At 70.0% G+C, this 24,851-nt stretch carries 21 protein-coding genes; 7 read left to right on the forward strand and 14 right to left on the reverse strand.

Features of this window, described 5'->3' with window-relative positions:
• Positions 1–97: 97 nt before the first annotated feature.
• From mmsB to OG504_RS36240, 6 genes are all read right to left on the reverse strand, one after another.
• Positions 98–1,342, reverse strand: a complete 1,245-nt coding sequence (gene mmsB, locus OG504_RS36215; protein ID WP_405993566.1) for a multiple monosaccharide ABC transporter permease — start codon at positions 1,340–1,342, stop codon at positions 98–100.
• Positions 1,339–2,889 carry a multiple monosaccharide ABC transporter ATP-binding protein gene (mmsA, locus tag OG504_RS36220; RefSeq protein WP_405993567.1) on the reverse strand — a complete coding sequence of 517 codons (1,551 nt, stop codon included), beginning with the start codon at positions 2,887–2,889 and terminating at the stop codon, positions 1,339–1,341. The genes mmsB and mmsA overlap by 4 nt, the downstream gene beginning before the upstream one ends.
• A gap of 47 nt (positions 2,890–2,936) precedes the next feature.
• Positions 2,937–4,046 (reverse strand): multiple monosaccharide ABC transporter substrate-binding protein, encoded by a 1,110-nt coding sequence (gene chvE, locus OG504_RS36225; RefSeq protein WP_405993568.1) that lies wholly within the window; start codon positions 4,044–4,046, stop codon positions 2,937–2,939.
• A gap of 373 nt (positions 4,047–4,419) precedes the next feature.
• Positions 4,420–5,394: a hypothetical protein gene (locus tag OG504_RS36230; protein ID WP_405993569.1), complete on the reverse strand. Its 975-nt coding sequence runs from the start codon at positions 5,392–5,394 to the stop codon at positions 4,420–4,422.
• Positions 5,395–5,515: 121 nt separating this feature from the next.
• Positions 5,516–6,520 (reverse strand): zinc-binding dehydrogenase, encoded by a 1,005-nt coding sequence (locus OG504_RS36235; protein ID WP_405993570.1) that lies wholly within the window; start codon positions 6,518–6,520, stop codon positions 5,516–5,518.
• Positions 6,517–7,674, reverse strand: coding sequence for a mandelate racemase/muconate lactonizing enzyme family protein (locus OG504_RS36240; RefSeq protein WP_405993571.1), 1,158 nt, complete (start codon positions 7,672–7,674; stop codon positions 6,517–6,519). The genes OG504_RS36235 and OG504_RS36240 overlap by 4 nt, the downstream gene beginning before the upstream one ends.
• Before the next feature lie 255 nt (positions 7,675–7,929).
• Between OG504_RS36240 and OG504_RS36245 the strand changes: the two genes are divergently transcribed.
• The gene (locus OG504_RS36245; protein WP_405993572.1) at positions 7,930–8,838 is read left to right on the forward strand and encodes a hypothetical protein; all 909 of its coding nucleotides are present in this window, start codon (positions 7,930–7,932) and stop codon (positions 8,836–8,838) included.
• A 54-nt stretch (positions 8,839–8,892) separates the two neighbouring features.
• On the opposite strand, the gene OG504_RS36250 is transcribed toward OG504_RS36245, so the two are convergent.
• On the reverse strand, positions 8,893–9,330 hold the full coding sequence (locus OG504_RS36250; protein WP_327404352.1) for a MarR family transcriptional regulator: 438 nt from the start codon (positions 9,328–9,330) through the stop codon (positions 8,893–8,895).
• A gap of 126 nt (positions 9,331–9,456) precedes the next feature.
• On the opposite strand from OG504_RS36250, the gene OG504_RS36255 reads away from it, so the two are divergent.
• Positions 9,457–10,455, forward strand: coding sequence for an NADP-dependent oxidoreductase (locus OG504_RS36255; protein WP_405993573.1), 999 nt, complete (start codon positions 9,457–9,459; stop codon positions 10,453–10,455).
• Between the two features lie 58 nt (positions 10,456–10,513).
• On the opposite strand, the gene OG504_RS36260 is transcribed toward OG504_RS36255, so the two are convergent.
• Both OG504_RS36260 and OG504_RS36265 read right to left on the reverse strand, forming a co-directional pair.
• On the reverse strand, positions 10,514–11,668 hold the full coding sequence (locus OG504_RS36260) for a serine hydrolase domain-containing protein (protein WP_405993574.1): 1,155 nt from the start codon (positions 11,666–11,668) through the stop codon (positions 10,514–10,516).
• A complete protein-coding gene (locus OG504_RS36265; RefSeq protein WP_405993575.1) occupies positions 11,665–14,268 on the reverse strand; it encodes a M14 family zinc carboxypeptidase in 2,604 nt (867 codons plus the stop codon). The genes OG504_RS36260 and OG504_RS36265 overlap by 4 nt, the downstream gene beginning before the upstream one ends.
• A 239-nt stretch (positions 14,269–14,507) precedes the next feature.
• Between OG504_RS36265 and OG504_RS36270 the strand changes: the two genes are divergently transcribed.
• Positions 14,508–15,377, forward strand: a complete 870-nt coding sequence (locus tag OG504_RS36270) for a hypothetical protein (protein WP_405993576.1) — start codon at positions 14,508–14,510, stop codon at positions 15,375–15,377.
• A gap of 41 nt (positions 15,378–15,418) precedes the next feature.
• Positions 15,419–16,240, forward strand: a complete 822-nt coding sequence (locus OG504_RS36275) for an EI24 domain-containing protein (protein ID WP_405993577.1) — start codon at positions 15,419–15,421, stop codon at positions 16,238–16,240.
• Here the strand turns inward: OG504_RS36275 and OG504_RS36280 are convergent.
• Both OG504_RS36280 and OG504_RS36285 read right to left on the reverse strand, forming a co-directional pair.
• Positions 16,226–17,479 (reverse strand): pyroglutamyl peptidase, encoded by a 1,254-nt coding sequence (locus OG504_RS36280; protein WP_405993578.1) that lies wholly within the window; start codon positions 17,477–17,479, stop codon positions 16,226–16,228. The genes OG504_RS36275 and OG504_RS36280 overlap by 15 nt on opposite strands.
• A 76-nt stretch (positions 17,480–17,555) precedes the next feature.
• Positions 17,556–18,260, reverse strand: coding sequence for a LysR substrate-binding domain-containing protein (locus OG504_RS36285; RefSeq protein WP_405993579.1), 705 nt, complete (start codon positions 18,258–18,260; stop codon positions 17,556–17,558).
• A 154-nt stretch (positions 18,261–18,414) separates the two neighbouring features.
• Here OG504_RS36285 and OG504_RS36290 point away from each other — a divergent pair, with 154 nt between their 5' ends.
• Positions 18,415–18,780 (forward strand): YrdB family protein, encoded by a 366-nt coding sequence (locus tag OG504_RS36290; RefSeq protein WP_405993580.1) that lies wholly within the window; start codon positions 18,415–18,417, stop codon positions 18,778–18,780.
• Between the two features lie 36 nt (positions 18,781–18,816).
• On the opposite strand, the gene OG504_RS36295 is transcribed toward OG504_RS36290, so the two are convergent.
• The gene (locus OG504_RS36295; protein ID WP_405993581.1) at positions 18,817–19,422 is read right to left on the reverse strand and encodes a TetR/AcrR family transcriptional regulator; all 606 of its coding nucleotides are present in this window, start codon (positions 19,420–19,422) and stop codon (positions 18,817–18,819) included.
• Positions 19,423–19,529: 107 nt separating this feature from the next.
• Here OG504_RS36295 and OG504_RS36300 point away from each other — a divergent pair, with 107 nt between their 5' ends.
• A complete protein-coding gene (locus tag OG504_RS36300; protein ID WP_405993582.1) occupies positions 19,530–22,004 on the forward strand; it encodes a beta-glucosidase in 2,475 nt (824 codons plus the stop codon).
• 80 nt (positions 22,005–22,084) lie between these two features.
• On the opposite strand, the gene OG504_RS36305 is transcribed toward OG504_RS36300, so the two are convergent.
• Together OG504_RS36305 and OG504_RS36310 are read right to left on the reverse strand one after the other, a co-directional pair.
• On the reverse strand, positions 22,085–23,065 hold the full coding sequence (locus OG504_RS36305) for an aldose epimerase family protein (RefSeq protein WP_405993583.1): 981 nt from the start codon (positions 23,063–23,065) through the stop codon (positions 22,085–22,087).
• Between the two features lie 10 nt (positions 23,066–23,075).
• Positions 23,076–23,981: an SGNH/GDSL hydrolase family protein gene (locus tag OG504_RS36310; RefSeq protein ID WP_405993584.1), complete on the reverse strand. Its 906-nt coding sequence runs from the start codon at positions 23,979–23,981 to the stop codon at positions 23,076–23,078.
• Between the two features lie 255 nt (positions 23,982–24,236).
• On the opposite strand from OG504_RS36310, the gene OG504_RS36315 reads away from it, so the two are divergent.
• Entirely contained in the window at positions 24,237–24,731 is a 495-nt protein-coding gene (locus tag OG504_RS36315) for a DUF3145 domain-containing protein (protein WP_405993585.1), read from the forward strand.
• Positions 24,732–24,851 lie beyond the last annotated feature (120 nt).

Raw genomic sequence — 24,851 nt, forward strand, 5'->3', positions numbered from 1 at the left:
GGCTGTATCGAAATGCGGCTACCGCCGCGTGTGCGCGACCAGCCATGTACGGCCCGCAGTTTTCGTACGGCCTTCCCAGCGGAGCGTCGCGCTGAAGTTACGAACCGGACTTGCGTTTGTTCCACACATCGAAGCCGACCGCGGTCAGCAGGGCGAGGCCCTTGATGACCTGTTGCCAGTCGGTGCCGACGCTGAGGAGGTTCATGCCGTTGTTCAGCACGCCGAGGACGAGACCGCCGATGATGGCACCGAGGACGGTGCCGACACCGCCGCTCATGGACGCGCCACCGATGAACGAGGAGGCGATGGCCTCCAGTTCGAAGCCGTCGCCCGCCTTCGGCGAGGCCGCGTTGAGGCGGGAGGTGACCACCAGACCCGCCAGGGCCGCGAGCACGCCCATGTTCAGGAACACCTGGAAGGTGACGCGCTTGTCCTTGACGCCGGACAGCTTCGCGGCCGGCAGATTGCCGCCGATCGCGTAGATGTGGCGGCCGAAGACGGTGTTGCGCATCACGTAGCCGTAACCGGCCACCAGGACACCGAGGATGATCAGGATGATCGGCGCACCGTCGTAGCTGGCGAGCAGCATGGTGAGCCAGGCGATCGCGGCGACGATCGCGACGAGCTTGAGCAGGAACAGCTTGACGGGCGGCACGTCGAGCGAGAACTCCTGCTGCCGGCGCCGGTCGCGTACCTCCTGCCACACCACCGCGGCGATCATCACGAGCCCCAACAGCAGCGTGATGTTGTGGTAGTTGGTGTTCGGGCCGACCGCGGGCAGGAAGCCGTTGCCGATCTTCTGCAGGCCGTTGGGGAAGGGGCCCAGCGTCTGGCCCTGGAGCAGGATCTCGGTGAGGCCGCGGAAGAGCAGCATGCCGGCGAGGGTGACGATGAACGACGGTATGCCCGCGTAGGCGATCAACAGCCCCTGTACGGAGCCCGCTACGGCGCCCATCAGCAGGCACAGCACCAACGCGACAGGCCACGGCACCTGGTGATTGACCATCAGGACCGCCGCGAAGGCGCCCACGAACGCCGTCAGCGAACCGACCGACAGGTCGATGTGCCCGGCGATGATGACCATCATCATGCCGATCGCGAGGATCAGGATGTAGCTGTTCTGCAGCACCAGGTTGGAGACGTTGCGCGGCAGCAGCAGGTCCCCGCCGGTCCAGACCTCGAAGAAGATCACGATCAGACCGAGGGCGATCAGCATGCCGTACTGGCGCATGTTGCGCCGTAGGCCACCGAGTATCAGCTGCAACAGGCCGCCGCCCGCGGTCGATCCGCTCCCGCCCGGCGGCGCGGGGGCCGGGCTCTTGGCGGTCACGTCCGTGCTCATCGGGTTACCTCTTTGTCCTTCGTCATCTGGCGCATCAGCACTTCCTGCGTGGCCTCGGCCCGGGGCACCTCACCGGTCAGCCGGCCCGCCGCCATCGTGTAGATGCGGTCGCACATGCCGAGCAGCTCCGGCAGTTCGGAGGAGATGAAGACCACCGCCTTGCCCTCGGCGGCGAGTTGGTCGATGACCGTGTAGATCTCGTACTTGGCGCCCACGTCGATACCACGCGTGGGCTCGTCCAGGATCAGCACCTCGGGACCCGCGAAGATCCACTTGCTGAGGACGACCTTCTGCTGGTTGCCGCCGGACAGCTTGCCCACCGGCTCGAACACCGTCGGCGCCTTGATGTTCATCGACTTGCGGAACCGCTCGGCGACCTGACGTTCCTCCTGCTCGTCGACCACACCGCGCTGGGAGACCTTGTTCAGGGCGGCCAGCGAGATGTTCCGGTTGATCGTGTCGATGAGGTTGAGGCCGTAGTGCTTGCGGTCCTCGGTGACATAGGCGATGCCGTGCTTGACCGCCTCCGCGACGGACTTGGTGCGGATCTCCTGGCCGTCCTTGAGGACCGTGCCGCCGGCGTAGCGGCCGTAGGAGCGGCCGAAGACGCTCATCGCGAGTTCGGTGCGGCCGGCGCCCATGAGTCCGGCGATGCCGACGATCTCGCCCCTGCGCACATTTATTGACACATCGTCAACTACCTTGCGCTGTTGGTCGATCGGGTGGAACACGGTCCAGCCGCGGATCTCCAGCGCGGGTGCCGCCTCGGGCTCGCCCTCGTACGGAGTGCGCTCGGGGAAGCGGTGGTCGAGGTCGCGGCCGACCATGCCGGAGATGATTCGCTCCTCGGTCGTCTCCGGCGCCTTCACGTCGAGGGTCTCGATGGAGCGGCCGTCGCGCAGGATCGTCACCGAGTCGGCGACCTTGCGGATCTCGTTCAGCTTGTGCGAAATGATGATGCAGGTGATGCCCTGCTTCTTCAACTCCAGGATGAGATCGAGGAGTTTGCCGCTGTCCTCGTCGTTCAGGGCCGCCGTCGGCTCATCCAGGATGAGCAGTTTCACCTTCTTCGACAGCGCCTTCGCGATCTCCACCAGCTGCTGCTTTCCCACGCCGATGTCGGCGACGCGGGTCTCCGGGTGGTCGCTCAGGCCCACCCGGCGCAGCAGTTCGGTGCCGTGCCGCAGGGTCTCGTTCCAGTTGATGAGCCCGCGCGAGGCGTGCTCGTTGCCGAGGAAGATGTTCTCCGCGATGGAGAGGAACGGCACCAGTGCCAGTTCCTGGTGGATGATCACGATGCCGCGCTGCTCGCTCGCCCGGATGTCGCGGAAGCGGCACTCCTCTCCTTCGAAGAGGATGTCGCCCTCGTAACTGCCGTGCGGATGGACGCCGGAGAGCACCTTCATCAAGGTGGACTTCCCGGCGCCGTTCTCACCGCAGATGGCGTGGACCTCGCCCTGACGGACCGTCAAGGTGACGTCCGACAGCGCTTTGACACCGGGAAAGGTCTTGACGATCGAGCGCATTTCCAGGACGGGTCCCGCCATGGTCGTGCCTACCAATCAAGTGTGGGGTCGGGTAACGGGCCGCGGACTTACTTGAGTTGCGCGGCCGTGTAGTACCCGCCCTTGACCAGCACGTCCTCGTAGTTCGTCTTGTCGACGCTCACCGGCTGCAGCAGGTAGGCGGGGACGACCTTGGTGCCGTTGTCGTAGGTCTTGGTGTCGTTGGTCTGCGGCGTCTTCTTGTTGAGGACGTCGTCGATCATGGTGTCCGCGACCTTGGCGAGCTGGCGGGTGTCCTTGTAGACGGTCTGCGTCTGCTCACCGGCGATGATCGACTTCACCGAGGCCAGCTCGGCGTCCTGGCCGGTGATGACCGGCAGCGGCTTGCTGGACGAGCCGTAGCCGTCCGACTTCAGCGCGGACAGGATGCCGATGGAGATGCCGTCGTAGGGCGACAGCACCGCGTCGACCCGGCCGCTCTTGTAGGAGCCGGTGAGGATGTCCTCCATGCGGTTCTGCGCCTTGGTGCCGTCCCAGCGCAGGGTGGTGACCTTGTTGAGCGCGGTCTGCCCGGACTTGACGACCAGTTCCTTCTTGTCGATGTACGGCTGGAGCACCTTCATCGCGCCGTCGAAGAAGTACTTGGTGTTGTTGTCGTCGTTCGAGCCGGCGAACAGCTCGATGTTGAACGGGCCCTTCTTGCCGGTGGTCAGCCCCAACTTCTCGGCGATGTACGTGCCTTGGAGGGTGCCGACCTTCTCGTTGTCGAACGAGGCGTAGTAGTCGACGTTCTTCGTGCCGAGGATCAGGCGGTCGTAGGCGATGACCGGGATCTTCGCGGCGGCGGCTTCCTGGAGCACGTTGTTCAGGGACTTGTTGTCGATGGCCGCGATGATCAGGCCCTTGACGCCCTGGGTGATCATGTTCTCGATCTGCGAGACCTGGGTGTCCGGGTCGTCCTCGCCGTAGACCAGCTTGGTCTTGTAGCCCTTGGTCTTGAGGTCCTTGACCATGTTGTTGCCGTCGGAGATCCAGCGCGCGGAGGACTTCGTCGGCATCGCGATGCCGATCGTGCCGCCCTTGGCGCTGCTCTCCTTCTCCTTGCTGCCGCCCGAACCGCTCTGGCCGCACGCGGACAGGGTCAGCGCGAGGGTGGCGGCGCCGGCTATCAGGGGGAGGGCGCTTCTGCGGATGCGCATGTGAACTGGCCTCATTCTTCTCGTCGTTGAGAGGGGCAGCGAGCGTGGGGGGTGGTTCAGGATGCGGGGTTCGGTTGTGCGGGTGCGGGGTGGTGCCGGTTGTGTTGTGCGGTGCGGCCCGGTGAGGGCTGGTCGCGCAGTTCCTCGCGCCCCTTCGGAAGCGGGCCTGTGTTGAAGAGGTGCGGGTGGTGCGGGCTTTGGTGGTGCGGGTTGTGTTGTGTGGTGCGGGCCCGGTGGGGGCTGGTCGCGCAGTTCCTCGCGCCCCTGGACAGCGGGCCTGCGTTTGAGAGGCGCACCTGGAAACCGGGGGTGCGTTTCTTAGGGGCGCGGGGAACTGCGCGACCAGCCACAGGCGGCCCGCAGCCCCCGTCGATCAGTCAGTGGCACTCTCGGTCGGGAAACGGTTGAGGGAACCCGGCAACCTGGACCCCAGTGGAGCCATGTCCCCGTCCGCGCCGTGCCTCGCGAGCAGGTCCAGGGCCAGCCGGCCCCGGCGGACCCGCTCGCGCGCCGTGTCGAGGGTGACGTCGCGCAGGTGGGTGCCCCACGGGTAGATGCCGGGGGCCTTGGAGAGGCCGAACTTCAGGTACAGGGGGGCGCCCCGGCGGATGAGTTCCGCGACCTCGTACATCCGGATGTAGCCACCGAGGTCGTCCGGCGCCTCGATGTACATGTCCATGGGGGCCGCCGACACCCGCCGGATCTCCGTCAGGTGATCCAGCGTCAGATCACTCGGCACGTTGAGCGAGTCCGCACCCAGGCGTTCGTACACCGCGTACGCCGCCGGGTTGACCGGACCGATCAACGCCGAGACCTTGAGGGTGGTGCCGGCGGGGATGATGCCCGCCAACCGCGCCCGGTGCAACGTCCACAGCACGCCCTCGTCCGCGACGAGCAGGCACTTGACGCCCAACTCCGTTGCCCGTACGGCGTCTTCGATGCACCCGGCGACCGCGTCATGGCCCCGGGCGCGCAGGCCGCCGCCGCGCGAGTCGGAGCGGACCGACCCGCCGATGTCCCACGTCCCGCGCGGACCGGTGAACAGGCACAGCTCGATGTCGCGTTCGGCGCTGGCCTCGACCATCTCGGTGATCTCGGCGTCGGTCAGCATCCACACACCGCTGCCCTGGCTGATCCGGTGGATCGGCACGTCCAGGCGCGAGGACTCCTTGAGGATGACCGCCAGCGCCTCGGGCCCCTCGCACGAGGGGATCTCGGTGCGCCAGCGACCGCCGTCCGGGAAGGTGTGGGTGGAGGCGTCGGCGGGGTCGAGGGCGGGCGCGCCCAGGCCGAGCGCGGAGAGGGCCTGCTCCCCGGGCCGGCGGGCTGCCGTGGCGGTGTCGGTCACTTGCTGTCCTTCGCGTTCGGTATTTCGGACGAGGTTCGCGGCTCGGGGTAGAAAAAGACTCTGGTGGTACGCCGGCACGGGGTGGTCAGGTCACCCCGTGCCGGCGCACGGCTGGGGTTTCCTACGGCCGCAGCAGCACCTTGCCGACCTTGGGATCGCCGGACCCCACCAGCTCGATGGCCTGCGGGAACTCGGCGAGCGGCAGCTCATGGGTGACCAGGGGAAGTGGATCGAGCAGGCCCGCCCCGAAGACCCGCACCGTGTGCGCCCAGGCGTCCGGCGGTGCCCCGAAGACGGTGTGCACCTCCAGCTGCCGTACGACGAGATCGGTCGGGTCGAGACCCTCGGCGCCCGGCGCGGGGATACCGGTGAGGACGAGGCGTCCGCCGCGCCGGAGCAGGGAGGCGGCCGTACGGGCCGCGTCCGCGGAGCCGGCGGTCTCGATCACCACGTCGAAGTCGTCCGGGAGGGGCTCGTTCTTCGTGCGGAAGTCCGTGGCGCCGAACTGCTCGGAGAGGGCCGCCCGATCCGGGCGTGAACCCACCACGAGCAACTCGGCCGGCGAGCCCGCCTTCAGGAACTGCACCGCGAACATCCCGAGCGTGCCGGTCCCGACCACCGCGACCCGCTCGCCCGGGCGGGCATTGGCCTTCAGCGCGGCAGCCGCGATGCACGCCGCCGGCTCCAGCAGCGCCGCCGCCGTCAAGTCGGCCTCGTCCGGGAGGACATGGAGGAGTCGGGCGGGGAGCGTGAGCGTGGCGGCCATCGCGCCGGGCTGGGTGAAGCCGGTCTCCTCGTAGCCCGCCGTGCACAGTGTCGTCTCGCCCGCGTGGCAGCGGTCGCAGACCTGGCAGTTGCGGAAGCCCTCGCCAACCACCTTGCGGCCCACGAGAGTTGCGGGCACCCCGGCGCCCACGACCTCCACCGTGCCGGACCACTCGTGACCCGGGGTGAGGGGGTAACGGACGTAGCCCTCGGGCCTGTTGCCCTGGTACACCTCGCGGTCGCTGCCGCAGATGCCGACCGCGTGGACGCGCACCAGCGCCTCGCCCGCGTCCGGCCGGCGCGGCTCGTGCGAGGCCAGCCGGTGCTCGCCCGGTGCCTCGATGACGACCGCCGTGCTCACTTCGAACCCTTCGGCTTGCGCTGCTCCCAGCCGTCCGCCCACAGGTCGAACCGGGCCTGCTGCTGCGGGAATTCGGCCGCCGCGTCGGTGTCCAGCTCGACGCCGAGACCGGGCGCGTCCGAGAGGTGGAAGTAGCCGTCGATCACCTGCGGGGCGCCCTTGACGACCTTCTTGATGTCGGCGTCCGCGAAGTCGTTGAAGTGCTCCAGGATCTTGAAGTTCGGCGAGGAGAAGCCGACTTGGAGCGAGGCGGCGGTCAGGACAGGGCCGCCCACGTTGTGCGGGGCGACGAGGACGTAGTGCGCCTCGGCGGTCGCGGCCAGCTTGCGCGTCTCCCAAATACCGCCGATGTGACCGACGTCGGGCTGGATGATGTCGACGGCCTGGCTCTCGAACAGCTCGCGGAACTCGATCCGGTCGTGGATGCGCTCACCCGTCGCGATGGGGACGTCCACCTTCGCGGCGACCTTCTCCAGCGCCTTCAGGTTCTCCGGCGGGACCGGCTCCTCCAGCCACGCGGGCTTGAACGGCGCGAGTTCGTGCGCGAGCCGTACGGCGGTGGAGGGCGAGAACCGGCCGTGCATCTCCAGCATCAGCTCGGCGTCCGGACCGATCGCGTCCCGCACGGCCTCGATGAGGGAGACCGCGTACAGGGTCTGCTCGTGGTCGAGTTCGAAGTGCCCGGTGCCGAACGGGTCGATCTTCAGCGCCTTGTACCCGCGCTCCATGACCCCCTGGGCGGCCTTGTGGTAGGCCTCCGGGGTCCGCTCGGTGGTGTACCAGCCGTTCGCGTACGCCTTCACCTTGTCGGTGACCTTGCCGCCGAGCAGCTGCCACACCGGCACGCCGAGGGCCTTGCCCTTGATGTCCCAGCAGGCCATCTCGATCACCGCGATGCCGGACATGACGATTTCGCCCGCCCGGCCGTAGTCGCCGTACTTCATCCGGCGTACGAGGTCTTCCACGGCGAACGGGTCGGAACCGAGAATGTGGTTTGCCTCGGCCTCGCGCAGGTAACCGATCAGCGCGTCGGTGTGGCCCAGCATCCGGGTCTCGCCGACGCCGGTGACGCCCTCGTCGGTGTGCACTTGGACGTACGTCAGATTGCGCCATGGCGTCCCGACCACGTGCGTACTGATTCCCGTGATGCGCACGGCAGATGCCCCCTGTGCTCTTCAGTGCTGTTCGAAATATCGGCTCACGTTCGAAATGCTGGGCAGACAGTAAGGACGGTGGGGCGGGGGTGTCAATGGGTCGAACATGTAACGGTTTCGGCAAGAGGCGCGATCGGCGTACCGCTCGGCGGCGTCGGTTCGTGTCGATTCTTGTCGTTTCCCGCCGCGTCCCCACACAACTTTCACAGGCGCGACTATGAACGTTACCTGTGAGGAACTTAGTCTTCCCGCGTCATGGACTACTGCCACCCCTGCGGCCGGCACCTGAACGGCGCCCTCGCGTGCCCGGGGTGCGGCGCATCAGCCGAACCGTCAGCCGACTCGACTCAGGCCCGCACGGGCGCAGTTGACGCGCACCCGAACGCGGGCGGCACCGCGCGCGAGGACGCGGACGCGCCTGACGCCGGGCATGAGGAAGACGCCGAGAACGGCGAGCCCCAGGGGCGTGCCGCTCGGCGGAAGAGCCGGGGGCGGGGCCGGGGAGACAGTGCCCTCGGCGCGGTCGGGGACGGTGACACCGAGAGCCCGGACGATGCGGACGACGAACCCCAGGGGCGTGCCGCGCGGCGGAGGAATCGCGGGCGCGGGCGGGTCGACACCGCCTGGGACATGGCCGGGGACGACGACGGCGATGCGGAGAGCCCGGACGCGGCGGGCGCGAGCCGTCGCGATCGCAAGGCCGCGGCACACCGGAGGCGCCGGCGCCGGGTGCTGCTGATAACGGCTGGTTTCGTACTGGCGGCGGGCGGCCTGAGCCTGGCAGAGCTCGGCACGGACGCGCCGTTCTCGACCTCCAGGTCCGCGGCGCCGGGCGCGTCCGCGGAAGGCGGTTCGGACGCGGAGGCCAGCCAGACCGCGGAGCCCCTGGACGTCACGAAGACCGTCGGAACCAGCGCGGGTACGGCGTCTGCGGACGCGTCGGCATCGCCGTCCGCGTCACCTTCGAAGTCCGCGAAGGAGACGAAGGACCCCAAGGCGTCGCTGACCCCCACGACGGACACCGGCGGCGGCGCCACGTCCCCCGCGTCCACGTCCACGACGGACCCGACGACCACCCCGTCCTCGGACCCGTCGTCCTCGGACCCGAGCCCCACCCCGTCGCCCTCGGAGACCTGCAAGCAGATCCTGTGGTGGTGTTCCTAGGGCCCGAGCGGTGCCGCTGAGCCGCTCGGCTCGGACGCCCGTGGGTGACCCGGCTCAGACCTCCAGCATCCGCCGCAGCAACCCCCGCAACGCCAGCCGCTCCTCGTCCGACAATCCGGCCAGCGGCTCGCGGGCGAACCGTAGAGACTCCCGCAGGCTACGGGCCACCCGGCGCCCCTCGTCCGTGGCCGCCGCCAGCTTCACGCGGCGGTCGGCGGGGTCGGGGCGGCGCTCGACCAGGCCGCGGGTCTCCAGCCGGTCCACGATCCCGGTGACGTTCGACGGCTCGCACTTCAGCTTCAGCGCCAGCTTGCGCATCGGCAGCGGCTCCAGGGACAGCAGGCTGAGCAGTCTGGCCTGCGCGCCGGTCAGCCTGTGGTCGCCGGCCGCCTCCTCGTAGTCCGCGTAGAACCGCGCCACGACATCGCCGATCAGCTCGACGACCTCCACGGTCACGGGGTCGGAGCGGCGCGTCTTTTCGGGTGTGGCCATGGGCTCAGAGTACCCCGTTACTTGACATCATGAAATATTCAGGCGCATGGTTGTTTCAGGTACTGAAGTATTTGGCAGTATGCGAGTCACCCCGCACGGCCCCCTGCACTACGAAAGGCGCTTGTGATGATCAACCGCGAATGGCACCTGCTCAGCCGCCCGGTCGGCTGGCCGAAGCCCGAGGACTTCGCCCTGGTGGAGACCGAGACCCGGGCCCCGGCCGAGGGCCAGGTGCTGGTGCGGAACAAGTACCTGTCCGTCGACCCGTACATGCGCGGGCGCATGAGCGATCGCAAGTCGTACGCCGCCCCCTTCGAGCTCGGCAAGGTCATGCAGGGCGGCGCGGTCGGCGAGATCGTCGAGTCGAACGCCGAGGGCTTCGCGCCCGGCGACCACGTGCTGCACTTCGGCGGCTGGCGCGAGTACGCGACCATCGACGCCAAGGGCGCGGTCAAGGTCGACCCCGACCTCGCCCCGCTCTCCACCTACCTCGGCGTCCTCGGCATGACCGGCCTCACCGCCTACGCCGGTCTGCTGCGCACCGCGTCCTTCAAGGAGGGCGACTCGGTCTTCGTCTCCGGCGCCGCGGGTGCCGTGGGCAGCCAGGTTGGCCAGATCGCCAAGCTCAAGGGCGCCTCCCGGGTCATCGGCTCGGCCGGCTCGGACGAGAAGGTCAAGCTCCTCGTCGAGGAGTACGGCTTCGACGCGGCCTTCAACTACAAGAACGGCCCAGTTGCCAAGCAGCTGCGCGAGGCCGCCCCGGACGGCGTCGACGTGTACTTCGACAACGTCGGCGGCGACCACCTGGAGGCGGCGATCGGCTCTCTGAACGAGCGCGGCCGCATCGCGATCTGCGGCATGATCTCGGTCTACAACAACACCGAGCCCGCCCCCGGCCCGAAGAACCTCAGCCGCCTCATCCAGACCCGCGGCCGCATCGAGGGCTTCCTCGTCGGCGACCACTACGACCTGCAGCCGCAGTTCGTCCAGGAGGTCGGCGCGTGGGTCGCGTCCGGCGAGCTGAAGTACCGCGAGACGGTCGTCGAGGGCATCGAGAACAACCTGGAGGCGTTCCTCGGGCAGCTGCGCGGGGAGAACACCGGGAAGATGATCGTCAAGCTCTGACGCAGGACGTTTCCACGACGAGGCCGCACCCCTGGACGTGGGGTGCGGCCTCCGTCCGTCACTGGGCCAGCGCCGCGCTGTGCACCGCCCGTACCAACCCCTCGTTCTCCAGGGCCGCGCCGCCCGGGAAGGCGAACCGGCGCCTGGTGTAGCCGTAGGCCAGGCCGCTGCGGGGATCGGCGAAGGCCTGGGAGCCGGCCGCGCCGCTGTGGCCGATGGTGCCGGCGCCCAGGAACGGGTACCAGGCGTCCGCGGTCGCCTGGAAACCCAGGCCGTACGCCCGGTGCGTGCCGGTCACCACGTCGTACCCGACGGAGTGCAGCTGCCCGAACTCGGCCGCCGTGTCCGGCTTCAACAGCGCGGCCCGGTCGTCGACTTCGCTGATCGCCGCCGCGTACAGCCCGGCGAGTCCGCGCGCCGACGCCACCCCGCCGACCGACGCGGGACCCTTCGCCCGGATCACCCGCTCGTTCGGCAGCGACTCCAGGACGGTCGGCTGCGCCGCGTGCTCGTTGAACGCGATCGCGGCGAGACTGTGCGGCCCGGCCGGCTCCGCGGCACGCGCGGCCTCCTGCTCGGAGGTGAGCAACTGGGGCTGGACGGTGCGGAATCGGGGCTCGTGCACCGCGGGCAGCCCGAGGAAGAAGTCCAGCCCGTACGGCGCCCGCACTCTCTCCTCGTGCACCTCCCGGAGTGAACGGCCCGTGGCCCGCCGTACGATCTCGCCGGTCAACGCGCCGATCACCAGGGCGTGATAGCCGAAGGCCGTGCCCGGGCGCCAGAACGGCCGCTGGTCGGCGAGGCGTTCGGCGACCGCCCGGTCGTCGGCCAGCTCGTCGAGTGTGAAGCCCGTGTCCGTGCCGACCAGCCCCGCCCGGTGCGCGAGCAGCTCGCGCAGTGTCAGGGCGCCCTTGCCCTCGGACGCGAACTCCGGCCAGTAGTACGTCACTTTGCGGTCCAGCTCCAGCGTGCCGTCCTGCACGAGGAGCGCCACCACGAGGTGCGCGGCGCCCTTCGTGGACGAGAACACGCCATAGAGCGAGTCGCCGTCGGTACCAGGTGGCCCCGCCCACAGGTCGACGACCCGCCGGCCGTGTACGTATGCACACAACTGGCCCTCATAATCGGCGCGTTCGACCGCCACCACCGCGGCGAACTCCTCCCGCACCGCCTCGAAGCCGTCGGCTACGGTGCCGTGGATCTCCTGGGTCATCTGCTCTCCTCGACTGATCCGCTGCTCGCGTGTGCCAATGCGCGTGTGCCGTCGCTCGTGTGTGCCATGGTGAACAACGCCCGCCCGACCTGCGGGAGTTCCCCCTTGGGATGATCCCGGAAGAGCGGCTCCGTGCCGAACAGCACGGCGTGTCGGCCACTGACGACCGAGGGCCGCCCCGCCGCGTCCCCGGGACCGCCGGAGCCGTCTGTCGCCCGCGTCCGCCAGTGCCCGGCGAGGAGCGGATTCCCGGTCGCGTACGACTGCTCCACGCGGACTCCGGCGCCGAGTCCGGTGAACCACACCGGCGCGTAGACGAAGCCGTAGGGCGGGGCGCCGGTCGTGATCGGCCCCGAATTCACCACCCGTACAACGCCGTTGGCCTCCTCGGCGCCCTCGACGGGAGTCGCCGTGAGCAGCCCGGTCGCCGAGCTGAGCGCGGCGCCGGTGACGCCCCGGCCGACGAGTCCGTGCCCGGAGGAGAGGAAGGCGCCGAGGGCTGTGCGGGCGGTCGGGGTCAGGTCGCCGTACTCCAACTCCGTTGAGACGAACAGCACATCGGCCTTCGACCAGTCGAAACCGGCGTTCAGGATGTCCGTCGACACGGGTGTGACGTCGAAGCCCATCTCCCGCAGTGCGAACAGTTCACCCGGGGTGACGGCTGCTGCGACGCGGAGGGGGTGGAGTGCGGTGGTACCGGTGAGGGCTGAGGGGGCGGCGGGCTCGAATGCCACGTCGTAGGCCGTCGCGGCCTCGGTCACCTTCGCCCGTGCCGCCTCGGTCTCCGGCTCCGGCACGATCGCGCTGCCGTCCGCCGACCGTCGTACCGGAATCCCTTGGCGGAGCAGGGAGTTGAGGGCCGCGAACTCGGCCGGGTCGGTGAGGCGGAGGCGGAGGTCGCCGTGCGGGGCGACGTGGGCGACGGGGGAGGGGGCGGCGACGGTGGTGAGAGGCGTGGCGGGGAGGCTGGGTACGGGCTCGACCTTGGCGCCCCACAGGCGGCCCAGGCTCCAGGCCGAGATGTCGTACATCGCCGTCACCTTGTCGCTGATGTCACGGCCGTCGGCCAACAGGGCGTTCGCCAGGCCCCGTTTGGGCTGGTGCATGTCGACGACGTACGCGCCGGTCGCCGCGCGTAGCACGCGGACGTCGTTGGCGATGAGGTGCGCGACGAGACGGGCGCCCTCGGTGTCGGCCGCAATGGTGTAGGCGCGGGGGAAGTCGGTCGTGCAGACGTCCTCGGGGCCGATGCCCGGGACTCCCGGGACGGTCCGCGCCGACACGGGTACTTGTTCGGCGCCCGCCGCTCCCCGCCGGAACATCTCGATCTGGTCGGCGATGAGCGAACTGCGGTGGGAGCGGGCGAAGTCGAGAGTGGCGCGCATGGCCGCGCCCGCTACGGCCACGTTGATCGCGGCTCGGCGGTGCAACTCGGTGGTGGGGAGGGTGTCGTAGGCCGAGTTGTCGACCTGGAGCGGGATCTCGACCGTGTGGGCGGCGACCGCGCCCTGGAAGGCGGCGTACTGCGGGGTGAAGACAGGGGGCCAGTCGTCCCAGCCCTCCGCCTGGTCGCGGAAGGGGATCTGGGCGGGCTCGACGCCGTCCTTGGCCGGTGTGTAGCCGAGGCCGTTGACGGCGGTCTCCATGCCCAGGGCGTTGGCGTAGGTGTTCTTGAGGAAGAGGTCGTACTCGTAGTTCTCGCCGTGCGGGGGAGTGGTCGGCTCGATGAGGGTGCCGTTGACGTAACCGTGCAGGTCGAGCAGGACGGCGGGCTGTTTGTCGATCGTGAGCGCGCGGATCGCGCGGGCCTCCGGCTGTGAGGCGGTGATCAAGTCCCGGTTGAGATCGAAGCCGTTGGCGTTCGTGCGGGTGCCCGCGATACGGCCGTCCGGGTTCGCGGTGATGTTGAAGTAGAGGCGGCTGTGCGCCAACAGGTCGTTGGTCCGGGCGTCGTTGGAGGTCGCGAGCTGCTGGATGAGGTCGAGGGAGGCGTCGGTGCCCTCGCGTTCGTCGCCGTGGATGTTGTTGTCGAAGAGCACCGGGGTCTTGTAACCGGCCTTGATCTCCGGGGACTTGGCGGCGGTGGCCGGCGCGTTCTCGATGAGCTCGCGCATCCGTTCCTGGGCGGTGGCCTGGTCGGCGGTCTCCGGGGCGGTGACCGTGACGAGGTAGAGCCGGTGCCCGCCGACCGAGACACCCGCGACCTCGACACTCACCCGATCGCCCAGCTGTTGAAGGGAGTTCAGGCGCGGGGCGAGGGCGTGGTACGGGGTGAGGCCGAGCTTCAGTGACGTGTCGGCGGGGTTCGCCGGGTCGGGGGAGAGGAGGTGGCGGCGGGGGTAGCCGAGGCGGGGGTCGATGCGCGGGACGGTGGCGGTGAGGGCGCGGCGGGCGGCGGTGGCGGGCGCGAGGCCGGCGTACCGGTCGGGGCCGGAGCCCTCACGAATGGTGGGGTCGGGCGCGGAACCCCGGCGCGGGACGGGACGGGGAGCGGCGTCCGCGGTGCGGGGCTGGAGCAGGAGCGAACCGGCGGCGGTGGTCAGGGCGACGGCGGTGAGCAGAACGGGTGTCGGGGGGACGGCTCGGGCAATGGTGCGCACGCGTACCTCCTCTTTGGTTCCAGAGATCGGTACGGCGAGCCGCACCTGTTCGACTCAACGGTGAACAGGAAGTTGTTGGTGTCGTCGATGCCCCGGATGGCGCATTCGGGGGGCCGGGGACGGGGCATGCTGAGCAGAGGCCACCGGTACCGGGCAGCGGGTGCGGCCGGTTGGGCCTGGTCGTGTTCGTCCACGTACCGCTGCGCACGTCTGCGTACGGCGAGGAGGTCCCAGGTCCCATGGCAACGATTCCTTCGATCCCCAGCAGGGACGAGGTGCTGCGCATGGCACGCAGCACCACCGACATCACCGGCCAACTCCTGGACACGGCCGGGAACATCACCAGGATCGCGATCAACACCCTTGATCCACGGGACGGTTCGGGCGCGGAGGCGCTACGGGTCCTGCGCGAGACCACCGCCGAACTGGCCGAGGCGAGCGCGTCGCCGCAGGCCCAGGAGGCGTTCTACCGCATCGTCGACACCCTGACCCGGCTCGGCACGACCGGTGCCCCGCTGGCCGTGCACCCGGTGAGCGCACCGGCGCAGGCGCTGCTGACGGTGATCGGTGACAGCCTGCTGCCGATCCTGGACGCGGTGGAACCGGCGGTCGAGGAGTTCGCCACGGCACTCGGTGACCTGGTCGAGGCGGCTTCCCCGCTGTTGCCGGCGGCGGCGGGAGTGGCCGCGGGCGTGCTGCTGGCCCTCACCCCGCTGATCCGCGCGCTGGCCGACACCCTGGCCGACGCGTCGCCCGAACTCCGGCGCGTGGCCGAGGCGTTGACGGCGGCGCTGGCTCCGCTGCTGCCGTTCCAGGTCGCCCTTGCGCAACGGGCGGCGACCGCGGGCGTGAACGTGGTCCGGGCAGCGCTCCCGCCCCTGGCCGACCTCACGGAAGCCGCAGCGGCGACTACTAAGGTGGCAGGACCGGTGTTGATCGCGGGCGAGGAACTCCTCGTCTCCGCCCTGGAACGCGTCCAACCGGCTCTTCTCGCGGCGACCTCCCGCGCGGGCCGGGTGGCCCGGGCGACGGCGGTACGGGTGACGGCGGCGGTGGCGCCGGCGGCGGACCGGGGGGTTGTGGTGGCGGTGTCGAACGCGGGTGCGTAGCGGTGTCGACCGAGCGTGAGGCGCACCGTAAAGTTCGCCCCATGCATGATCTTGGCGCGGGGTTCGGCTATCTCCTGAAGGGCCAGCGCTGGATGGCGCGGCACGGGAGGCACTACGGTTTCGGGCTGATCCCCGGCCTGATCACGCTGGTCCTGTACGTGGCGGCGCTGGTCGCGCTGGCGCTCTGGGGCCAGGACTTCGTCACCTGGACGACGCCCTTCGCGGACGACTGGTCGAGCCCGTGGCAGGGCCTGTTCCGCGGCTTCCTCACGGCGGTGCTGTTCGTACTGGCCCTGCTGCTCTCGGTGTTGACCTTCACGGCCGTCACCCTCCTCATAGGCCAGCCCTTCTACGAGACCCTCTCCGAGAAGGTCGACCGGGACGTCTCCCCGGACGGCACGGCCCCCGAATCGGGCCTCCCCCTCTGGCGCGAACTGTGGATCTCGGCCCGCGACAGCCTCCGCATCCTGGTCCGCGCGGTGCTGTGGGGCGTCCTCCTCTTCGCCCTGGGCTTCGTCCCGTTCATCGGCCAGACGGCGATCCCGGTGATCGGTTTCTTCGTCACGGGCTTCTTCCTCACGGAGGAGCTGACGGCGGTCGCCCTCCAACGCAGAGGCATCGACCTCCGCGCCCGCCTCACCCTCCTCCGCAGCCGCAAGACCCTGATCTGGGGCTTCGGCACCCCCCTCGGCCTCTCCTTCCTGGTCCCGTTCGTCGCGGTGTTCCTGATGCCGGGGGCGGTGGCGGGGGCGACGATGATGGCGCGGGAGCTGTTGGGGGAGGAGACCGAGGAGGGGGACGGGGAAGAGGGGGACAGGGAAGAGCGAGGCCCGGAAGCCGGCCCCGCGTCAGTCGCTCAGTGACGCGTCCATCGCCACGGTCACCATCGCCCTGACCTGCGCGATGATGTCCACCCGGTTCCGCACGAACTCCGGATCGGTGATCGTCCCCGTCGCCGGGTCCGTGTTCCCCGCCCCGAACTGCAGTACCGGCGTGTGGATATGACCACCCGGCAGCGAATCGTGCAGCCCGAGCCGGTCCCGGAGCAGCGTGGCGCGGTAGGCGATCTCGTTGGAGAGGTAGTTCCCGCCACCCCCGGCACGGGCCGTGGACCCCGCGGTGGGCCCGTCCGGCCGTACGACGGGATCGGTCGCCCCGGCCGGTATCTCGGTCACCTCGGTGTGGTCGTACACGGGGAACCGCCCGGTGTCGGCGGCCACAATCGCCTTGTACGGCAGGGTCGTCGACGTCCACTGGGGCTGCGAGCCCGGATCGTCGACAGGCACGGTCCCGGTCTTCGACACGTTGTCGTTGTCCGGATACCCGCCCCGCCAGGCCCCGTTGGTCCGCTCGACGTCGAACCGGCCGACCCGCCCCTGGCTCACGGTGGTGAACAGATCCACCTTCGGCAGATACGGCCGCAACGCCCGCTCCACGGTCCCGTCCGCGAAGTCCGCCCACCGCACCGGGAACATGGCCGTCTCGATCCGCGCCGGTCCGTCCGCCGTCCGGATCACCGTGCCGTCGAGCGCGAGCGCGGTGGCCCCGGACGGATTGGAGATCCGGATGTCCGCGTCGAGCGTGAACGGGTCGAACCCGGTCACGAGAATCCGCTTGATCCCCTTCTCGTGCGGATACCGGATACTGCTCTGCCCCCGCGAGGTCACTTCCAACTGCCCGAGCAGAGCGGCCCGTTGCCCCTCCGAGATACCGAACTCGGGCTCCCACTCCCGCACTTCCCGAGTCATCCCCAACCGGGCCCAGTACAACGGCCGATCGTCGTCCCGGGACAGATCCCCGCCGGCGGGCCCCCGCCCCTGAGCCCGCGCCACGGCCCGCCGCCACAGCGCGGTTCCCTCGCGTACGACGATCCGGCGGGCCTGCGCGTAACTGCGCGCCCCTTCGAGCGCGTGGGTGAACTCCGGGGCCACGGTGTCGAATCCGGAGTGCTCAAGGATCTCCTGGGGGACTTCCTTGTCGAGCCGTTGCTCCTCGACGGTCGGGGACAGGGTGGTGTCGGCCGCCGCCCCGGTACTGGGGGCGGAGAAACCGGCCAGCAGGGCCAGTCCGAGGATGCTGGTCCGAACTCGTATGACGTTCAAGGTGGTTGAGGCCTTCCGTTCGCAGTGGGGTGCGGTGCGGTGCCGGACGGCCGCAGTATCGCGTGACGGGAGTGGTCTACGCCACGGGTGCGACGGGCGATCCGATCCGCCCCACCTCCTCCTCCAGCACCCCGAGGAACGCCGCCCCCGCCACCGACAGCGCCCGCCCCCGAACCGTCGCCGCATACACCGCCCGCGCCGGCGCCCCCTCGTCCAGCAGCGGCAGCAGCACGATGTCCGGTCGTCCGGAGTCGGCGGCGAGGGCCGGCACCAGGGTCACACCGAGGCCGGCGGCGACGTACCCCTCCTTCGCGGTCCACTCGGCGACGACGTGGGCGACACGCGGCCGGAACCCCTGTCGGAGGGCCGCGTCGAGGAGGGTGCCCTCGGGGCGGGTGCTGCCCGATATCCAGTCTGCGTCGGCGAGTTGGGAGAGTCGGACCGGTCCCTGGTCGGCGAGGGGGTGGTCGGCCGGTACAGCGACGTACAGCGACTCGTCGAGAAGATGGTGGAGTTCGTACGCGTCGAGCGGAGCGCGTCCCGTCGTGGAGACGATCGCCAGGTCGAGGTGCCCGGAGGCCGGCCGGTCCAGGAGACGCGGGGTGAGGCCCTCCTCACGGGACAGCAGTACACCCGGGTGCCGGTCCCAGAACGCGGCGAGAGCGCGCGGCACCAGCGCCGAGTCCGCGGTGGCGAACGCCCTGAACCCCACCCGCTCACCGGCGACCTCCAACGGGCCGATTTCCACAGACCGGCGTTCGTACCTCCTCGTCGACGTCATCAACATCCGCATCCACCTGACCGACATCACCAGGCTCGACGAATACGGCACCGTGAGAAGGCAGTTCCTGGCCCGTTCCGGCTGGAGGCGCTGGTCGAAGTCGTGGCCGTCGCACCCGCGACAGCGTGATCCCCTCCGAGCGATACTGCCGCCCATGACGGCAGCGAAGGCAGTGAAGCCAGTGGACACGGCCAAGGCGGCGAACCTCGGTGTTCTCTTCGCCATCGAGGTCGGCGCCCTCGTGGCCGTCGGCTACTGGGGGTTCACGCGGGATCTCGCCACGCCGCTGACCTGGCTGCTCGGTGTCGGTGGGCCCGTCGTGCTGGCCGTGTTGTGGGGGTTGTGCGGGTCGCCGAAGGCCAAGTACAAGGTGCGGGGCGCCGGGCGGGTCGGGTTCGAGGTGGTGTGGTTCGGGGCCGGGGTCGCCGCGCTGGGTCTTGCAGGTGCTTACGACTGGGCCCTCGTCCTCGCTCTCGTGTGTGTGGTGAGCAAGACGCTGGCCGTCATCTGGCGGCAGTAGCGAGGGAGTTGACCGGCCCGGAGCCGGCCGAACCTCCTACGTCTCCGTGCCCCCCTGTACTTCCTCGCCCAGCAGCGCCAAGAAGTCCCGGAACGCCCCCGGCATGTCCACCGACTCCGGATCCAGCAGCCACTGGTACTGCAACCCGTCCATCACCGCGACCAGCAGCGGAGCCGCCCGCTCGGGCGTCAGGCCGTTCGGCAGGCGGTCGCCGTACTCGGCGCGCAGGACCCCCGCCATGCTCGCCCGGACGCGGACGTACCGCTCGCTGAAGTAGTCCCGCGCCGGATGCCCCTCCGTCACGCTCTCGCCGAGGAGGGCGGAGAACGTCTGGATGATCCCGGGCCGCATCGCGTTGTACTCGACCAGGGACGCCAGCAGGTCGACGCGCCACCGGCTGTCCGGTACGGCGTCCCACTGGTCCCGTTCCTCCAGGACGGCCACGAGCAGCGCGTCCTTCGTGGGGAAGTAGTGCAGCAGGCCCTGCTGGGTCAGACCGACGCGTTCCGCCACCGCCGCCAGGCTCGTGCCCCGGTAGCCGCGCTCGGCGATCACCTCCAGGGTCGCCCGCACGATCTCGGCGCGTCGTTCCTCGCGCCGGGTCCTGGAGTTCGTGGCGTTCATGGCGTCACCGTACGACACCCGGTGACCGTTCACATAACAGCAAGGTTACGAAACCTACCGCTCTACAGGTAACCGATGCACGATGGAGGCACGGCACCACACGGACTCAGCGAGGAGGCACCGGGATGGCGGGACCCCGTAAGGCAGTCGAAGCGGTCGGAGCGGTAGAGGCGGTCGTCGAGGCGGCCCTCGGCAAGCTCGACCTGGATGCCAAGGCGCGGCTGCTCGCCGGGCAGGACATGTGGTCGCTGCCCGCGCTCCCGGAGATCGGCCTCAAGTCCCTCGTCATGTCCGACGGCCCGATCGGCGTCCGCGGTGTGCGCTGGACCGCCGACGATCCGTCCGTCGCGCTGCCGTCCCCCACCGCCCTCGCCGCGAGTTGGGACCCCGAACTCGCCCACCGTGCGGGCGTGTTGCTCGCCCAGGAGGCCCGCCGCAAGGGCGTTCACGTCCTGCTCGCGCCGACCGTCAACCTCCACCGTTCCCCGCTCGGCGGACGGCACTTCGAGGCGTACAGCGAGGACCCGTACCTCACCGGACGGATCGGCGTCGGGTACGTCGAGGGCGTCCAGTCCGGCGGTGTCGGCACCACCGTCAAGCACTTCGTCGCCAACGACGCCGAGACCGACCGCTTCACCGTCGACAACGTGATCTCCCAACGCACCCTGCGCGAGCTGTACTTGGCCCCCTTCGAGCTCATCGTCGAGAACGCCCACCCCTGGGGCATCATGACCGCCTACAACACGGTCAACGGCACGACGATGACCGAGCACCGCTACCTGGTGAACGAGATCCTGCGCGGCGAATGGGGCTTCGACGGCTTCAACGTCTCCGACTGGACCGCCGCCCGCTCCACCGTCGGCACCATCGAGGGCGGCCTCGACGCCGCCATGCCCGGCCCGAAGACCGTCTACGGCGAGGCCCTCGCCCGGGCCGTGCGCGACGGCGAGGTCGAGGAGACCACCGTCGACACCGCTGTACGGAACGTGCTGCGCCTCGCCGCCCGCGTCGGCATCCTGGACGGCGCCGAGCCTGTCGTGGCGGAAGCCCAACTCCCTTCCCCTGTCGACGGCGAGGCCCTCGCCCGCGAGATCGCCCGCCGCTCCTTCGTCCTCGTCCGGAACGAGAACGACGCCCTCCCGCTGAAGCCGAACGGCACCGTCGCTCTCCTCGGCGCCGCCGCCCGCGACGCCCGCGTCCTCGGCGGCGGCTCCGCCATCGTCTTCCCGCCCCACGTCGTCTCCCCGCTCGACGGCCTCACCGCCGCCCTCCCCGACGGCACCCTCACCTACGCCGTCGGCGCCGACCCGAACACCGAACTCGCCGACGCCGACAAGGGGTTCGAGCTGCGCGCCGTCTGCCGGGACACGGCGGGCCAGGTCATCGGCACCGCCTCCGCGCCCAGCGGACAGCTCCGGTGGATGGGTGACGACCTCCCCGAGGGCGTCACCCACGACACCCTGCACACCGTCGAACTCGCCGGCACCTTCACCCCGCGCGACACCGGCCAACACACCTTCGGCATCAAGGGACTCGGCGCCTTCACCCTCACCGTCGACGGCACGACGTACTACGACGACGTCCAACGCCCCCTCAAGGACGACCCGTTCAGCTCCTTCTTCGGCGCCCCCGAACCCCGCGCCCGCGTCGACCTCACCGCCGGCACCCCGGTCGAGGTGTCCCTGACCTACGTCGTGAGCTTCGCCGAGAACCGCGACCTCAAGGTCGTCGGCTTCACCCTCGTCCACCAGGAACCGCAGCGCGACCCCGACGAACTCATCGCCGAGGCCGTCGAGTTGGCCCGCACCGCCGACACCGCCGTCGTCGTGGTCGCCACCACCGAACGCGTCGAGTCCGAGGGCTACGACCGGACGGACCTCCAACTCCCCGGCCGCCAGGACGACTTGGTGCACGCCGTCGCCGCCGCCAACCCGAACACCGTCGTGATCGTCAACTCCGGCTCCCCGGTCGAACTGCCCTGGCGCGACGAGGTCGCCGCCGTCCTGCTCGGCTGGTTCCCCGGCCAGGAGGGTGGCGCCGCCCTCGCCGACGTCCTCACCGGCATCCACGAACCCGGCGGCCGGCTCCCCACCACCTGGGGCTCCCTCACCGACGCCCCGGTCACCCAGGTCGTCCCCGAGAACGGCGAACTCCCGTACACCGAGGGCGTGTTCATCGGCTACCGCGCCTGGGAGAAGGCGGGCCGCACCCCGTCGTACCCCTTCGGGCACGGCCTCGGTTACACCGACTGGAGCTACGACGCCATTGAGGCGGAGACCGAGGGCGGCGGTACGTCCGTCACCGTCCGCGTCACCAACTCCGGTGCCCGGCACGGCCGTGAGGTCGTCCAGGTCTATCTGGCCCCCGCCGACGCCCCCGTCGAGGCCGACCCGGAGCGTCCCGCCCGCTGGCTGGCCGGATTCGCCGGGGTCGAGGCCGGGCCCGGTGAGAGTGTCGACGTGGTCGTCGAACTTCCGCGCCGATCTTTCGAGATCTGGGATGAGACGGCGAACGCGTGGGCATTTGTAAAGGGTTCGTACGAGATCCAGGCCGGGCGCTCGATCACCGACCGCAGGGTCGCGACGACGATTAACGTCTGACCCGGGACGCCGTCCCCTCAGACAGCCCCGGTCCGGGACCTGACCCCTGGACCGGGGCTCATTCCTGCCCGGGCCCCAACTCAGCGGGCCGCGAAGCCGTACACCGTCTCCGAGCGGTACGTGTCGCCCGGGCGCAGTTCCGTGCTCGGGAACTCCGGGCGGTTGGGGGAGTCCGGGAAGTGCTGGGTCTCCAGGGCGATCCCGGCACCCGGGGCGAACGGGTCGGCCAGGTGCTCACCGGTGTAGAGCTGGATGCCGGGCTCGGTCGTCGCCACCGTCAACACCCGCCCGGACGCCGGGTCGTACAGCTCGGCGATCTCGACCGGGGCCGGGGTCAGGCCCTTGTCCAGCACGAAGTTGTGGTCGTAGCCGGAACCCACCTTCCGCGCCTCACGGAAGTCGAAGCGCGTGCCCGTCACGTCGTCGAGCGCACCGGTCGGGATCAGGTCGCCGTCGACCGGCGTGAACCGGGAAGCGGCGAGCCGGAGTTCATGACCACCCGCGCCGCCCGTGCTGCCCGCGCCGCTCAGGTCGAAGTAGCTGTGGTTGGTGAGGTTCACGACGGTCGGCGCGTCCGTCGTCGCCTCGTAGACGAAGTGGAGCGCGCCCGACGCGTCCAGCGTGTACGTCGCCGTGACGGCGAGGCGCCCCGGGAAGCCCTCCTCGCCGTGGGCGCTGACCCGGCTGAGCCGCACCCCGTGCTCGACGGGCTCGACGTCCCACACGCGCTTGTCGAAGCCGTGCTCGCCGCCGTGCAGGGAGTTGGGCGCGTTGTTCTGCGCCAGCGAGTACGTGACGCCCTCCAGCGGGAAACGGCCGCCCGCGATCCGGTTCGCGTACCGCCCGACCAACGCCCCCAGATACGGCTCGGGATGGGCGAGATACCCGTCCAGATCAGCGAACCCGAGTACCACGTCCGCCGCGTGCCCGTCCCGGTCCGGCACCTCCACCGACTGCACGATCCCGCCGTACGACAGCACCCGCACCCGCACACCGGCCCGCTCCAACGTCCAGCGGTGCACGGGCGTGCCGTCGGGAAGGGTGCCGAAAAGTTCGCTCATGAGGGAAACCCTAGGTCACGGGTGTGCGCGCGGTGACGTGACGGTAGGCGATCTCGGCGAGCCGTGCCTGGCCGTCCGTGCTGGGGTGGAACCAGTCCCAGTGGCTCAACTGGTCCGTGCCGAAGCGGTAGTCGTAGACCGCGCCTCCGTCGAAACGGCACCGCTCGTCCGTCGCGCACACCTGCCCAAGGACCTTGTTGTACGCCTCCACCCGGTCCAGTACCGTGTCGCGCCGCTCCGTCGCCGCCGAGTCCAGGGCGTCCGCGTCGGCCAGCATCGAGGGGCAGATGCCCAGCTTCCACACCTCCTTGCCCATCGGGTTCGTCCGCCCCTGCGACCAGAGCCGCTTGAGATTCGGCACGCTCGCGACGTAGACCTGCGTCTTCGGCAGTGCCCGGCGGAGCGTCTTCAGCGAGGTCTCGAAGTCGGCGCGGAAGTCCGGGACGGAGGTCATGGCCGAGGTCGAGGCCGCGCAGGCGTCATTGGCCCCCACCATCACCGTGACCAACTGCGGCTTGCGGGCCGCCGCCTGGCCGATCTGCGCGGGCAGGTCGGCCATCCGCGCCCCGGTCTCCGCGTAGTTCCAGCTGCGCGTGGCCGCGCCCGCCTTCCCCAGCAGCCGTACGGCGAGACTGTCGACCGAGGCGGAGCTGCCCGTCGCCCAGGACACCTCAGGGCAGTCCGACAGGACCGAACAGGCGTCGAAGCCGCGGGTGATGGAGTCACCGACCGCCGCGACCGAGGACGGGCTGCTGTCCCACAGCGGGGCGGGGGAGGGCTTCGCCTTGGCCGCCGTACCGCTCTTGCTGTGCGCGTCGGCGGAGCCACCTCCGCCGGAGTCGCAGCCTGCGGCTCCCAGGACGGTCGCCACCAGGACGGCGAGCACGGCCTGTGAACGGTGACGTCGGTTTCGCATGCCCTGGCCCAGCCCCTTGATGTCGTGTAGCGGTCCCCTCCCATGACAACGCGCGAGGGTTCCCGCACGTGTGCGATGCAACGGCACACCCCCGTACAAGCGTCCCCATGGGTGAATGGCGGCGTTTCCTGACACCGGGAGGGACGGTACGTCACACTCCGCGCGCCGCCGCACGGTAGCCTCGCCCTCAACGTGGCTGCCCTGCCGCCGCCGTTCGCCAGTCAGCAAGATGCCCCGCTCTGTCCGGAGGTCCCGGTGACGACACGTGGAGTTCTGTACGTGCACTCCGCGCCGCGCGCGCTGTGCCCGCACGTCGAGTGGGCCGTCGCCGGGGTGCTCGGCATCCGCGTCAGCCTCGACTGGATCCGACAGCCCGCGGCGCCCGGAACGTGGCGCTCCGAATTCTCCTGGCAGGCCGAGGCGGGCACGGCCTCCAAGCTCGCCTCCGCCCTCCGCGGCTGGCACCTCCTCCGCTTCGAGGTGACCGCCGAGCCCAACCCCACCGCCGAGGGCGAGCGCTACAGCTGCACCCCCGAACTGGGCATCTTCCACGCGGTAACCGGCATCCACGGCGACATCCTGATCCCGGAGGACCGCCTGCGGGCGGCTCTGACGCGGTCTCAGCAGGGCGAGACGGACCTGGAAGCGGAAATCGCCAAACTCCTGGGCAAGCCCTGGGACGACGAGCTGGAGCCTTTCAGATACGCGGGCGAGGGCGCCCCGGTCCGCTGGCTGCACCAGGTGGTCTGAAAATCGCCGGTCAGGGGCGCTGCTTTTAGGGGCGCGGGGCTGTATCGATATGCGGCTCCGCCGCGTGGGCGCGACCAGCCCCCACCGGCCGTAAGCCGACAAACGACATGTGGCCCGCCC

The organism is Streptomyces sp. NBC_00986, from assembly GCF_045162565.1.
Lineage (GTDB): Bacteria > Actinomycetota > Actinomycetes > Streptomycetales > Streptomycetaceae > Streptomyces.

Excerpts from the sequence above, each read along its gene's own strand:
- mmsB (WP_405993566.1), bottom strand. The coding sequence starts at position 1,342 with ATGAGCACGGACGTGACCGCCAAGAGCCCGGCCCCCGCGCCGCCGGGC.
- mmsA (WP_405993567.1), bottom strand. The coding sequence starts at position 2,889 with ATGGCGGGACCCGTCCTGGAAATGCGCTCGATCGTCAAGACCTTTCCC.
- chvE (WP_405993568.1), bottom strand. The coding sequence starts at position 4,046 with ATGCGCATCCGCAGAAGCGCCCTCCCCCTGATAGCCGGCGCCGCCACC.
- OG504_RS36245 (WP_405993572.1), top strand. The coding sequence starts at position 7,930 with ATGGACTACTGCCACCCCTGCGGCCGGCACCTGAACGGCGCCCTCGCG.
- OG504_RS36250 (WP_327404352.1), bottom strand. The coding sequence starts at position 9,330 with ATGGCCACACCCGAAAAGACGCGCCGCTCCGACCCCGTGACCGTGGAG.
- OG504_RS36255 (WP_405993573.1), top strand. The coding sequence starts at position 9,457 with ATGATCAACCGCGAATGGCACCTGCTCAGCCGCCCGGTCGGCTGGCCG.
- OG504_RS36260 (WP_405993574.1), bottom strand. The coding sequence starts at position 11,668 with ATGACCCAGGAGATCCACGGCACCGTAGCCGACGGCTTCGAGGCGGTG.
- OG504_RS36270 (WP_405993576.1), top strand. The coding sequence starts at position 14,508 with ATGGCAACGATTCCTTCGATCCCCAGCAGGGACGAGGTGCTGCGCATG.
- OG504_RS36275 (WP_405993577.1), top strand. The coding sequence starts at position 15,419 with ATGCATGATCTTGGCGCGGGGTTCGGCTATCTCCTGAAGGGCCAGCGC.
- OG504_RS36285 (WP_405993579.1), bottom strand. The coding sequence starts at position 18,260 with ATGACGTCGACGAGGAGGTACGAACGCCGGTCTGTGGAAATCGGCCCG.
- OG504_RS36290 (WP_405993580.1), top strand. The coding sequence starts at position 18,415 with ATGACGGCAGCGAAGGCAGTGAAGCCAGTGGACACGGCCAAGGCGGCG.
- OG504_RS36300 (WP_405993582.1), top strand. The coding sequence starts at position 19,530 with ATGGCGGGACCCCGTAAGGCAGTCGAAGCGGTCGGAGCGGTAGAGGCG.
- OG504_RS36305 (WP_405993583.1), bottom strand. The coding sequence starts at position 23,065 with ATGAGCGAACTTTTCGGCACCCTTCCCGACGGCACGCCCGTGCACCGC.
- OG504_RS36310 (WP_405993584.1), bottom strand. The coding sequence starts at position 23,981 with ATGCGAAACCGACGTCACCGTTCACAGGCCGTGCTCGCCGTCCTGGTG.